Raw genomic sequence first — 11,508 nt, forward strand, 5'->3', positions numbered from 1 at the left:
ATCTCCTTTCAGAGCTTGAATCACGCCCGCGATCAAATGGGTAGCCCGTTTATGAGTTTGTGACCTAGGCCGATTGCTGCGATCCTGCCGCCGGGCAGGGGGCGTTCGGGAACAGCGAAGCGCGGCTTCTACTGTCTCCGTCGCCCGGCTGGGGGCTGGATCGGGGCATCGGTTCCTGCTTTCGTGCATCGAGTCGGAATTGGCTCGACCGCGCGGCTCATAGACCCGCAATGTGACGGATCAAGTACGTCAGTCGTGCAATCGTTCCGAAAGGAATGCGATCAGCGCCTCGACCCGCGCGGGACGCAACGGGCTGGGCGGGGTGAGCAAATGCAGCCCGACCGGGGCGGGGCGCCATTCGGGGAGAATCTCGGTCAGCCGCCCGTCGTTGAGCGCGTCGCCGAGGATGAAATCGGGCAGGCGCGCGATGCCGAGCCCGGCGATCAGCGCCGGCATCAGCGAATCGCCGCTGTTGGCGGCAAGCGGCCCGCTCGCGCGCACCGCGACCTCCGCCCCGCCCGGCCCGCGGAAGCGCCAGGGGCCGGTGACGTTGGTGTAGCCGAGAAGGCGGTGGTCGCCCAATTCGCCCGGGTGGCGCGGGGTGCCGTAGCGTTCGAGATAGGCCGGCGCGGCGACGATATGCGAGGCGACGCTGCGCAGCCGCCGCGCCCGCAGCGAACTATCGGGCAATTCGGCGATGCGCAGCGCGACATCGAACCCCTCGGCGACGATATCGACCCGCGCGTCGGACAAAGCGAGCTCGATCTCGATCGCGGGATGCGCGGCGAGAAATTCGGCGATCAGCGGCGCGACATGCGTGACCCCGAAGGTCATCGGCGCGGCGACGCGCAGCCGGCCCGCGGGGGCCGAGGCGGCATCGTGCGCCGCCTCCTCCGCCGCCACCGCTTCCGCCAACATGCGCTGCGCGCGTTCGGCGAGCGGCTTGCCCGCCTCGGTCAGCGTCAGCCGGCGCGAGGTGCGGTGGAACAGCGACTGGCCGAGCGACGCTTCGAGCCGCGCCACCGCCTTGGACACGGTCGCCTTGGAAACCCCCATCGCGGTGGCGGCGGCGCTGAACGAACTGTGATCCGCCACGGTGGCGAAGGTCGCCCAGGCTTCGAGGTCCGGCAGTCGCATGAATCACCCCTATCGGGAAACGATTCGTTTCGAACGTTTCCGTTTTCGCGTTGATCGCGCCAACCTATGTTCGGGTCAAGCAATGGAGGTTCTGATGACCGACATCCTGACCCATTCCGGCATCGAGCGCCGCGCGTTCGACAGCCTCGGCCACGCCGATCACGGCTGGCTCGACGCGCATCATCATTTCTCCTTCGCCGATTACGACGATCCGGCGCGGATGGGATGGGGCGCGATCCTTGTATGGAACGACGATACGATCGCGCCGCAGAGCGGTTTCCCGCCGCATCCGCATCGCGACATGGAGATCATCACCTACGTTCGCAGCGGGGCGATCACGCACCAGGATTCGCTGGGCAATCGCGGACGCACCGCCGCCGGCGACGTCCAGGTGATGAGCGCCGGTTCGGGCGTCCGCCACGCCGAATATAATCTGGAAGACGAGGCGACGACCCTGTTCCAGATCTGGATCCTGCCGCGCCAGCCGGGCGGCAACCCAAGCTGGGGCGCCAAGCCCTTCCCGAAAGGCGATCGCTCGGGCCGGTTCGTCACGCTGGCGAGCGGCTTCGGCGACGACGGCGACGCGCTGCCGATCCGCGCCGATGCGCGCGTGCTGGGCGCGACGCTCAAGGCGGGCGAATCGCTCGACTATGATCTCGGCGCCGGGCGCCACGGCTATCTCGTCCCCGCCACCGGGCGGATCACGATCAACGGCGAGCCCTTCGCGGCGCGCGACGGCGCGGCGCTGTCGGGCGGGCGGCGCTTCACGATCGCGGCGCAGGAAGATGCCGAGCTCGTGATGGTCGATTCGAACTGACCTGTCCCCCCAGCCGCCCGGTCTTCCCCCCGCCGGGCGGCACCCCCTTTCTTCAAATGGAGCTGACACGATGACCAAGGTTCTGGTGCTTTATTATTCGTCCTACGGCCATATCGAGCAGATGGCCGACGCGATGGCGGAAGGCGCGCGTTCGGCCGGGGCCGAGGTGGATATCCGCCGCGTCCCCGAAACCGCGCCCGCCGAGGTGGTGAAGGCCGCCGGCTTCAAGACCGATACCGCGCATCCGGTGATCGAAGGCCCCGATGCGATGGGCGATTACGACGCGGTGATCGTCGGCGCGCCGACCCGTTTCGGGCGGATGCCGAGCCAGATGGCGGCATTCTGGGATACCGCGGGCGGCTTGTGGATGCGCGGCGGGCTCGTCGGCAAGGTTGGCGGCGCCTTCACGTCGAGCGCTTCGCAGCACGGCGGGCAGGAAACCACCCTGTTCTCGATCATCACCAACCTGCTGCACCACGGCATGACGATCGTCGGGCTCGATTACGGCTTCACCGAGCAGATGGGCGTCGACAAGGTCCGCGGCGGCGCGCCTTATGGCGCGACGACGATCGCGGGCGGCGACGGCAGCCGCCAGCCGAGCGCGGAGGAACTCGACGGCGCACGCTATCAGGGCCGCCGCATCGCCGAGACAGCGGCGAAGCTGAAGGCGTAAGGTTGTCTGGAAATGCGCTGAAACCGCATTTTCCAAAGGACTCTAAGATCATGACCACCCAGCCCGCATTGTTCGTGTCGCACGGCTCGCCGATGATCGTCGCCGAGCCGGGCGCGGCGCGCGACTTCCTCAGCGGGCTGGGCGACATGCTAAAGCGCCCGGCGGCGATCCTCGTCGTCTCGGCGCATCACGATATGCCCGGCGCGGTGGTGACGACCGCGGCACACCCGGGGACGATCCACGATTTCGGCGGATTCCCCGAGGCGCTCTATCGGCTCGACTATCCGGCACCCGGCGCGCCCGATCTCGCCGCGCGGGTCGCGACGCTGGTTGCCGACTCAGGCGTGCCGGTCCGTGCCGATCCGACGCGCGGGTTCGATCACGGCGCGTGGGTGCCGTTGCTGCTCGGCTGGCCGGCGGCGGATATTCCGGTCGTCCAGCTTTCGATCAGCAGCGAACACAACCCCGATTGGCATCATCGCATCGGCACGGCGCTCGCGCCGCTGCGCGCGGACAATGTGCTGGTGATCGGATCGGGCAGCATGACGCACAATCTGCGCGAGGTGTTCGCCGCGCGCCGCACGGTCGACGCGCCGACCCCCGAATGGGTCAGCGCCTTCGCCGAGTGGATGCACGCGCGGTTGACCGCGGGCGACACGCGCGCGGTGCTCGACGCGATCGAGATCGCGCCCGAGGGGCGGCGCAATCACCCGACCCCCGATCACCTGCTGCCGCTCTACACGGCGCTCGGCGCGGGCGGCGCGGGAGCCAAGGCGATCCGGCTCCACCACAGCTACACTTATGGCGTGCTGGCGATGGACGCTTATTCCTTCGACTGACCCGGCGCCTGCTCGGTCACGGTGGCTTTCGCCCCGGCGGCGACCTGATCGGGGATCGCCGGATCAGCGGGGAAATCGCGCCGTGCGCGGGCGAACAGGAAGCGCGCCCGCGCGGCGCCCGGCTCGCTCGCGCTGGTGCCGACCCAGCGCCAGTGCCACGGCTCCCATTTCACGCGCTGGATATTGCTCGGCGGGAAGGACATTTCGAAGCCGAAGCGCGGCGCGTTCTCGCGCAGCCAGCGGAAGGCGGGCTTGGCGGCCATGCAGCCTTCGGCGTCGCGGCAGCCGTCGGCCGGGCGGACGGTGAAATCGAGCGCATAGCCGGTGCCGTGCTCGCTATGCCCCGGCGGCGCGACCGAAATCGAGCGATCGCCGTCGGTCGCCTCGGCGCGGGGCTTGCAGAAGGTCGCCTCCTGCGATTCGAGCGACCGGTGGCACGACAAGGCATAGAGCCGCCCCTGCACCGCCGGGTCGCCCGCCGCCGCGGTGAGCAGGCGTTCGAGCGCGGCCATCGCCTCGGGGCGCAGCCGGCAGGTGCCAATGATCGCCACCCCCGGCGGGGCGGTCACCAGATCGCGGTCGGCGGCGTCGCCATAGGGCAGATGCCCCAACGCCCGCCCGTCGGCGGCGACCAGGGCGCTCGCCCCGCCGCACACCTGCGCTTCGACCGGCGCGGCGATGAGGAGCGATATCAGGAAAAGGCTGCGCAGCATCATGTCGCTTCCTCTGGCCTCGAAGCGTGGTCGGTGGCAAGGGCGGGGCATGTTGGGCGAGAAAGTGCTGTTCCTCGATGGCGAGGCCTTGGTGATCGACAAGCCGGCGGGCTTGCCGGTCGATCGGCCGCGCGACGGCGCGATCAGCCTCGAAAACCATCTCAACAGCCTGACCTTCGGGTTCAAGCGCTGGCCGCAGCCGGTGCATCGGCTCGATCGCGATACCAGCGGCTGCCTTTTGCTGTCGCGCAACCCCAAGGCGCATGCGCGCTTCCAGCAGGCGTTCGAAAGCGGCGCGGTGCAGAAACGGTATCTTGCAGTGCTCGACGGCGTGCCGGCGGGCGAGAGCGGCGAGATCGATTTGCCGCTCGCCAAGGTCTCGACCCGCGAGCGCGGCTGGTGGATGACCGGCGACGCCAAAAAGGGCAAGGCGGCGCGCACCGCGTGGCGGCTGATCGCGGCGCGCGACGGGCTGGGGCTGGTCGAATTCCGCCCCGCGACCGGGCGCACCCACCAGATCCGCGTTCATGCGCTCGAAGGGCTGGGACATGCGGTGGTCGGCGACCCCGTCTATGGCACGGCGCATCCGGCGGGGATGATGCTCCACGCCGCCGAGCTGATCGTGCCGCGCGCGGGGAAAGAGGATGTCGCGGCGGTCGCGCCCTGGCCCGAGCGATTCGCCAAAATCGGATTCGGTGACCCGGATGCCTGAGATCGTCGTGCCCGAGGATGCGATCGAGGAGCGCTTCCTCGCCGCGACGGGGCCGGGCGGGCAGAATGTCAACAAGGTCGCCACCGCCTGCCAGCTGCGCGTCAACGTCTATCGGCTCGGGCTACATCCCGAAACGTTCCGGCGGCTGAAGCTGCTCGCGGGATCGCGGCTCGGCGCGAGCGGAGTGCTGGTGCTCACCGCGCGGCGCTATCGCACGCAGGAGGCCAATCGCGCCGATGCGCGCGAACGGCTCGCCGACTTGCTCGCGCGCGCCGAGGAGCGCGAGGCGCGGCGGGTGAAGACCAAGCCGTCGCGCGCCGCCAAGGCACGCCGCGTCGACGCCAAGAAGGGGCGCAGCGTGGTCAAGGCCGGACGCGGCAAGGTGCAGCTGGACTGAGCGGCAAAGTTCACGAAGTTCACGCGAGTGACGAGCGGTTCTCCGTTCGTCATGCCAGGCTCGACCCGGCATCCAGAGCCGAGGGCGATATCGCTTGTGACTCTCGATGCCGGGTCGCGCCCGGCGTGACGGGGATAGTTTGGAGGCCCCAATTTCTTGTTCATTCCCGCCTTCGCGGGAATGACGTAGAGCGCACCCATGTACCAATTCGATATCGCCGCCGGCTCGAAGGCCGATCTCTACCGCGAACTGGCTGGGCGCTCGACGCGCTGACCGCCGACGAGCCCGATGCGATCGCCAATATGGCCAATGCCGCCGCGCTGTTGTGGCAATATCTGCCCGATCTCAATTGGGCCGGCTTCTACCGCATGGTCGGGGGTGAACTGGTGCTCGGGCCGTTCCAGGGCAAGCCGGCGTGCATCCGCATCCCGCTGGGCAAGGGGGTGTGCGGCGCCGCGGCGGCGAGCCGGCAGACGCAATTGGTCGCCGACGTCCACGCCTTCGCCGGGCATATCGCGTGCGATGCGGCGAGCGCGTCGGAGCTGGTCGTGCCGGTCGTCGCGGCGGACGGGCGGCTGGTGGGGGTGCTCGATCTCGACAGCCCGTCGGTCGGGCGGTTCGATGCCGATGACGCCGCGGGGTGCGAGGCGCTGGTCGCGCTGATCGCCGATCGTATCGCCTGAGTCGGATCGCTGCTATTTGTCGTGCGCGGGTTGCGGGGGGGAGCGAGATGCGCTGGTTGATATTGTCGGCTGCGATGCTCGGGCTGGTCGCCGTCGAGGGCGCCGCGATCGCCCAGCGCGGCGATCGGGTGCCCGGCGGGGTGGTCGTCGCGGTGCCGCTGGATCGCGAGGACGACGCGCCGCCGCTGCGCTCGACGCCGCTCCCGCCACCGGTGGTGAGGCACGCTCCCGACGGCGCGACGGTGACGACGAGCAGCACCGCGCCGGGCTATGACGTCAACGCCGATTACTATCGCGACCGTTCCGGCGCGACCGTCAGCACCCAGACCGCGCGTTCCTATCCGGTGCCGAAGCCGATGCCGCGGCGCAAGCCGCGGCGTCGCGCGAGATAGGCGGCGCAGGTGCCGCCGGCGGCCGTCACTTCGCCGCCGCGCGTCCGGCGAAGCTGATCAGGCTTTCCGCGCCGTTCGCGCCGATCGCCGAGACGCCGACGAAATGGTCGTCGACCGGCACGTCCTTCAGCACCGCCGTCGTGACGCCGCCCGCGACCTCGCGCTGGTCGCTCCAATCCTGTTGATCGGCGCGCCGCCAGTGGAGGCGATAGCCGGTCGCGCCGGGCGCCGCGCTCCATTTGACATTGGTGTCGCGGCCGAGCGCCCCGGCGATCGACACCCCGGCGGGGGCGGCGGGCGCCGCCGCGAGCCGCGCCAGCGTCGCGACGTTGATCGCGGTGACCTTCGACAGATAGGCGAAGTCCATCCCCTCGATCGTATCGCCATAGACGATGCCGTTCTCGGTGCGCAGATCCTGGTGCTGGCGATCCCAATTCTCCGCCGCGACGGTAAAGCGCACCGCGGGATAGCCTTCGCGCAGGAAGGGCTCGTGGTCGCCGCCGCGGCCGAACCGGTCGGGCCGGCGATCGACGAAGGCGGCGAAATCGCCGGGCAGCGCCTGCGCGATGCCGTGGATCGTCTTGGCCAGCGCGCGACTCGGGCCGTCGTCCTCGCCGCCGATCGCGCGGCGTTCGACCTGTTCGGCAAGCGTCTCGCTGGTGCGGATCCCTTCCGAAAAGACGCGGACATAATCGCCCGCCCTGACCCCGCCCTGTCCGATCGAATTGCCGACGATATCGTTGTTGAGCATCGCGTCGACCTGCCAGCCGCGCGCCTTGGCGGTCTCGGCGAGCAGGGTCGCGCCCCACAATCCCTGCTCCTCGCCGGAGAAGGCGACATAGACGATATTGGCGGCGAACTTCTCCTTCGACAAGATCCGTGCCGCTTCGAGCACCAGCGCGACGCCCGAGGCATCGTCATTGGCGCCGGGGGCGTCCGAGGTGATGTCCATCACGTTCGACACGCGGCTGTCGATATGCCCGCCGACAATGACGAAGCGGTTGGGATCGCTGCCCTTCTGGATGCCGAGCACATCCTCGATCACCACCCCGTCGCGCGCGCGCGGGCCGGTGAAGCGTCGCGACAGCCGCTCGACCGAAATGCACCCGCCGCATTGTTTCGACAGGCTCGCGAATTCCGCCGCGACCCAGTTGCGCGCCGCGCCGATCCCGCGCTTCGGATCGGTGGCGGAGGAGAGCGAGTGGCGCGTGCCGAAGCTGACGAGCTTTTCCACCGAGGCGCGCAGCTTCTCGGGCGAGGGCGCTTCGCGCGCGGCGGCGGGGGTGGCGAGCAGGAGCGCGGTGAGGGGGAGCAGCGTGCGATTCATGAATCCTCGGGGTCGTTCGGAAAGGAAATTCTCTGTCATTGCCGTGAAGGCGGCAATGACGGGAAGCGGGGTGTGCCGCCGCTCAGCTCAGCCGGTCGATCGCGGCGCGGTCGAGATTGCCCGGGACGATCATCAGTGGCACCGGCATCGCGCTCAGATCGCCGGTGAAATGCGCGATGAGCGGGCCGGGCGTGCCGTTGGTCGCCGCGCCCAGCACCAAGGCGGCGATATCGGGATTGGCGGCGATCATCTCGCGGATCACCTTCGGCCCGTCGCCCTGCCGCACGGTCAGCGAGGGGCGCAGCCCGGCCTCCTCGATCAGCGTGCCGGCGGCGCGCGCGACCAGCCCCTCGGCGTGGAGCCGCGCTTCCTCCTCGATCGTCGCCTGGACGCCGCCGAAAGCGATGAATTCCTGCGGCGGGATCAGCGCGAGAATCTCGACTCCACCCCCTGTCTTGACCGCACGGCGCGCGGCGAAACGCAACGCGATTTCCGCCTCCGGCGTATCGTCGATCACGGTCAGATAGATCCGCATCAGTAATGCCCCCTAATCGGCTTGGTTATCGGCCTGCGGGCTTGACCGCGCAAGGGCGGGGCGCGAGAGACGGGGAGACTACTCACCTCTCCCCGGGGAATTGAATGCCGATCGAGATCAAGATGCCCGCGCTCTCGCCGACGATGGAAGAGGGCACGCTCGCCAAGTGGCTGGTGAAAGAAGGCGACACGGTGAAGGCCGGCGACCTGATGGCCGAGATCGAAACCGACAAGGCGACGATGGAATTCGAGGCGGTCGACGAGGGTGTGGTCGAAAAGATCGTCGTCCCCGAAGGCGCCGATGGCGTGAAGGTCGGCGAAGTGATCATGCTGCTCTCGGGTGAGGGCGAGGTTGCCGCGCCCAAGCCGGCCGCCCCGAAACAGGAAACCGCCAAGCCGGAAGCGCCCAAGCCCGAAGCCGCACCGCAGGCAGCCGCGCCCGCCGCCGCGCCGGCGCCAGCCCCCGCCGCCAAGGCGCCCGCGCGCGCCGAGGGCGATCGGGTGAAGGCGAGCCCGCTCGCGCGGCGCATCGCCGAGCAGAAGGGCGTCGATTTGGGCGCGATCGCGGGTTCCGGCCCGAACGGGCGGATCGTCAAGGCCGATGTCGAGGGCGCTCAGCCCGGCGCGGCGCCGGCTGCGCGTGCTGCCGCGCCGGCCGCCGCCGCTGCCCCGGTCGCGCCGGCGCACGTGCCGGATATCCCGCATGAGGCGACCAAGCTCAGCAACATGCGCAAGACGATCGCGCGCCGCCTGACCGAATCGAAGCAGCAGGTGCCGCACATCTATCTCACCGTCGACGTGCGGCTCGACAAATTGCTCAAGCTGCGCAGCGAGCTCAATGCCAGCCTCGAGGCGCGTGGGGTCAAGCTGTCGGTCAACGATCTGATGATCAAGGCGCTCGCGGTCGCGCTGGTGCAGGTGCCGAAGTGCAACGTGATGTTCACGCCGGATCAGCTGATCAGCTTCGCCCGCGCCGACATTTCGGTCGCGGTATCGACCCCCGAAGGGCTGATCACCCCGGTGATCACCGAGGCGGACAGCGCCTCGCTCTCGTCGATTTCGACGCGGATGAAGGATCTCGCCGCGCGGGCGCGCGACAAGAAGCTCAAGCCGGAGGAATTCACCGGCGGCACCGCCTCGCTCAGCAATATGGGCATGTACGGGATCAAGCAGTTCGAGGCGGTGATCAATCCGCCGCAGGGCATGATCATGGCGGTCGGCGCGGGCGAGAAGCGCCCCTATGTGATCGACGACGCGCTCGGCATCGCCACGGTGATGTCGGCGACCGGCAGCTTCGATCACCGCGCGATCGACGGCGCCGACGGGGCGGAGCTGATGCAGGCGTTCAAGGCGCTGCTCGAAAACCCGCTGGGCATGCTCGCCTGAGATGATGCGATGACCCGGGCGGTGATCATCGAACTGCTGCACCTCTGCGTGGGGCTGATCGCCACCGGGCTGATGTTCTGGGCCGCCGCCTGGTCGTATCCGCAGGGCGCGGACACGATCTGGGCGGTCGGCTATGCGGCGCTGATCGCGGTCGCGGCGATGAGCCTCTACGAAATCCGCCGCGCCTGGAAGCGCGGCCGCCAGATGCGAGATGATTGATGGCTGACACCTACGACCTTATCGTGCTCGGCTCGGGCCCCGGCGGCTATGTCGCGGCGATCCGTGCTGCGCAGCTCGGGCTCAAGACCGCGATCGTCGAGCGCGAATTGCTCGGCGGAATCTGCCTCAACTGGGGCTGCATCCCGACCAAGGCGTTGCTGCGCTCGGCCGAGGTGTTCCACCAGATGCAGCACGCCAAGGATTACGGGCTGGTCGCGGAGAAGATCTCGGCCGATCTCGATGCGGTGGTGAAGCGCTCGCGCGGGGTGGCGAAGCAGCTCAATCAGGGCGTTACGCACCTGATGAAGAAGAACAAGATCGCGGTCCATATGGGCGAGGGCAAGCTGACCGGCGCGGGCAAGCTGACCGTTAGCGACAAGGACGGCAAGAAGACCGAGCTCGCCGCGAAGAACATCATCGTCGCGACCGGCGCGCGCGCGCGCGACCTGCCCTTCGCCAAGGCCGACGGCAAGCGCATCTGGACCTATCGCCACGCAATGACCCCGGCGGAGATGCCGACGAAATTGCTGGTGATCGGATCGGGGGCGATCGGGATCGAATTCGCCAGCTTCTACAACGATCTCGGCGCCGAGGTGACGGTGGTCGAGATGCTCGACCGCGTCGTGCCGGTCGAGGATGCCGATGTCTCGGCGTTCCTCGAAAAGGCGCTCAAGAAGCAGGGCATGACGATCCTGACCGGCGCGGGGATCAGCAAGCTGGATGTCGGCGCGAACGGCGTCAAGGCGACGCTGAAGGACAAGGCCGGCAAGGAAAGCGTCAGCGAGTTCAGCCATGTTATCGTCGCGGTGGGGATCGTGCCCAACACCGAAAATATCGGGCTCAAGGAGCTCGGCGTGGCAATGGACGAGCGCGGTTTCCTCAAGACCGATGCGGCGTGCCGCACCAATGTGCCCGGGCTGTGGGCGATCGGCGACATCACCGCGCCGCCGTGGCTGGCGCACAAGGCAAGCCACGAGGGGGTGATCGCCGCCGAGGCGATCGCGGGGAAGCATCCGCACGCGATGGACCCGCGCAACATCCCCGCCTGCACCTATTGCCACCCGCAGATCGCCAGCGTCGGGCTGACCGAGGCCAAGGCCAAGGAAGCGGGCTATGAGGTGAAGGTCGGCAATTTCCCGTTCATCGGCAACGGCAAGGCGATCGCGCTCGGCGAGCCCGAAGGCTTCATCAAGACGGTGTTCGACGCCAAGACCGGCGAATTGCTCGGCGCGCATATGATCGGCGCCGAAGTGACCGAGCTGATCCAGGGCTATACGATCGGCAAGACGCTGGAAACGACCGAGGCAGAGCTGATCGAAACCGTCTTCCCGCATCCGACGCTGTCGGAAATGATGCACGAAAGCGTGCTGGCCGCTTACGGCCGGGCGCTGCACATCTGACGGCTGCATGACAGATTCATCCCCCCGCGACCGCGCCGTTCGGGCGGTCAGCGGGGGGATGCTGGCGGGCTGGGCGCTGACCCTCGCGGTCTATCGCCCCGGCTTCGCGATGTACGACACGCTGGTACAATATCGGCAGATATGGTCCGGGCGGTACGATGACTGGCACCCGCCGGCGATGGCGCGGCTGTGGGCGGCGCTGGCGTGGATCGCACCGGGGCAGGCGCCGCTGTTCGTGGTGCAGATGACGCTCTACTGGCTCGGCTTCGCGCTGCTCGC

At 68.6% G+C, this 11,508-nt stretch carries 13 protein-coding genes and 2 pseudogenes; 11 read left to right on the top strand and 4 right to left on the bottom strand.

Features of this window, described 5'->3' with window-relative positions; all coding sequences use genetic code 11:
- Window positions 1-249 precede the first annotated feature (249 nt).
- A complete protein-coding gene (locus BGN95_RS05370) occupies window positions 250-1,137 on the bottom strand; it encodes a LysR family transcriptional regulator (RefSeq protein ID WP_179512592.1) in 888 nt (295 codons plus the stop codon).
- Window positions 1,138-1,231: 94 nt separating this feature from the next.
- Here BGN95_RS05370 and BGN95_RS05375 point away from each other — a divergent pair, with 94 nt between their 5' ends.
- The 3 genes from BGN95_RS05375 to BGN95_RS05385 all read left to right on the top strand — a co-directional run bounded on the left by BGN95_RS05375 (window position 1,232) and on the right by BGN95_RS05385 (window position 3,466).
- Entirely contained in the window at window positions 1,232-1,954 is a 723-nt protein-coding gene (locus BGN95_RS05375; RefSeq protein ID WP_265270814.1) for a pirin family protein, read from the top strand.
- Window positions 1,955-2,024: 70 nt separating this feature from the next.
- Window positions 2,025-2,627 carry an NAD(P)H:quinone oxidoreductase gene (wrbA, locus tag BGN95_RS05380; RefSeq protein ID WP_286771878.1) on the top strand — a complete coding sequence of 201 codons (603 nt, stop codon included), beginning with the start codon at window positions 2,025-2,027 and terminating at the stop codon, window positions 2,625-2,627.
- A gap of 50 nt (window positions 2,628-2,677) precedes the next feature.
- Window positions 2,678-3,466, top strand: a complete 789-nt coding sequence (locus BGN95_RS05385) for a dioxygenase family protein (RefSeq protein ID WP_265270816.1) — start codon at window positions 2,678-2,680, stop codon at window positions 3,464-3,466.
- On the opposite strand, the gene BGN95_RS05390 is transcribed toward BGN95_RS05385, so the two are convergent.
- Window positions 3,451-4,179 carry a M15 family metallopeptidase gene (locus BGN95_RS05390; protein ID WP_265314449.1) on the bottom strand — a complete coding sequence of 243 codons (729 nt, stop codon included), beginning with the start codon at window positions 4,177-4,179 and terminating at the stop codon, window positions 3,451-3,453. The two genes, BGN95_RS05385 and BGN95_RS05390, sit on opposite strands and share 16 nt — an antisense overlap.
- Before the next feature lie 49 nt (window positions 4,180-4,228).
- Between BGN95_RS05390 and BGN95_RS05395 the strand changes: the two genes are divergently transcribed.
- The 4 genes and pseudogenes from BGN95_RS05395 (at window position 4,229) to BGN95_RS05410 (ending at window position 6,363) form a co-directional block, all read left to right on the top strand.
- Window positions 4,229-4,891 (top strand): RluA family pseudouridine synthase, encoded by a 663-nt coding sequence (locus BGN95_RS05395; RefSeq protein ID WP_265314450.1) that lies wholly within the window; start codon window positions 4,229-4,231, stop codon window positions 4,889-4,891.
- Window positions 4,884-5,288, top strand: coding sequence for an alternative ribosome rescue aminoacyl-tRNA hydrolase ArfB (arfB, locus tag BGN95_RS05400; protein ID WP_179512586.1), 405 nt, complete (start codon window positions 4,884-4,886; stop codon window positions 5,286-5,288). Before BGN95_RS05395 ends, arfB begins: the two co-directional genes overlap by 8 nt.
- Before the next feature lie 198 nt (window positions 5,289-5,486).
- Window positions 5,487-5,971 (top strand): annotated as a pseudogene (gene msrC / locus BGN95_RS05405) (free L-methionine (R)-S-oxide reductase MsrC).
- 47 nt (window positions 5,972-6,018) lie between these two features.
- Window positions 6,019-6,363: a hypothetical protein gene (locus BGN95_RS05410; protein ID WP_179512584.1), complete on the top strand. Its 345-nt coding sequence runs from the start codon at window positions 6,019-6,021 to the stop codon at window positions 6,361-6,363.
- Between the two features lie 25 nt (window positions 6,364-6,388).
- Here the strand turns inward: BGN95_RS05410 and BGN95_RS05415 are convergent, their stop codons facing one another.
- Both BGN95_RS05415 and BGN95_RS05420 read right to left on the bottom strand, forming a co-directional pair.
- Window positions 6,389-7,690 (bottom strand): M20/M25/M40 family metallo-hydrolase, encoded by a 1,302-nt coding sequence (locus tag BGN95_RS05415; RefSeq protein WP_286771879.1) that lies wholly within the window; start codon window positions 7,688-7,690, stop codon window positions 6,389-6,391.
- 82 nt (window positions 7,691-7,772) lie between these two features.
- Complete coding sequence (locus BGN95_RS05420; RefSeq protein WP_179512582.1) at window positions 7,773-8,225, bottom strand: universal stress protein; 453 nt, start codon at window positions 8,223-8,225, stop codon at window positions 7,773-7,775.
- A gap of 104 nt (window positions 8,226-8,329) precedes the next feature.
- On the opposite strand from BGN95_RS05420, the gene BGN95_RS05425 reads away from it, so the two are divergent.
- The 4 genes and pseudogenes from BGN95_RS05425 to BGN95_RS05440 all read left to right on the top strand — a co-directional run.
- Window positions 8,330-9,610 carry a pyruvate dehydrogenase complex dihydrolipoamide acetyltransferase gene (locus tag BGN95_RS05425; protein ID WP_265314458.1) on the top strand — a complete coding sequence of 427 codons (1,281 nt, stop codon included), beginning with the start codon at window positions 8,330-8,332 and terminating at the stop codon, window positions 9,608-9,610.
- A gap of 9 nt (window positions 9,611-9,619) precedes the next feature.
- A complete protein-coding gene (locus BGN95_RS05430; RefSeq protein WP_179512580.1) occupies window positions 9,620-9,829 on the top strand; it encodes a hypothetical protein in 210 nt (69 codons plus the stop codon).
- Window positions 9,829-11,229 carry a dihydrolipoyl dehydrogenase gene (gene lpdA, locus BGN95_RS05435; protein WP_265270822.1) on the top strand — a complete coding sequence of 467 codons (1,401 nt, stop codon included), beginning with the start codon at window positions 9,829-9,831 and terminating at the stop codon, window positions 11,227-11,229. Before BGN95_RS05430 ends, lpdA begins: the two co-directional genes overlap by 1 nt.
- Window positions 11,230-11,236: 7 nt before the next feature.
- Window positions 11,237-11,508, top strand: a pseudogene (locus BGN95_RS05440) (hypothetical protein); the annotation flags it as partial.

This window comes from Sphingomonas sp. 66-10 (genome assembly GCF_001897045.1).
In the GTDB taxonomy this organism is placed as follows: domain Bacteria; phylum Pseudomonadota; class Alphaproteobacteria; order Sphingomonadales; family Sphingomonadaceae; genus Sphingomonas; species Sphingomonas lycopersici.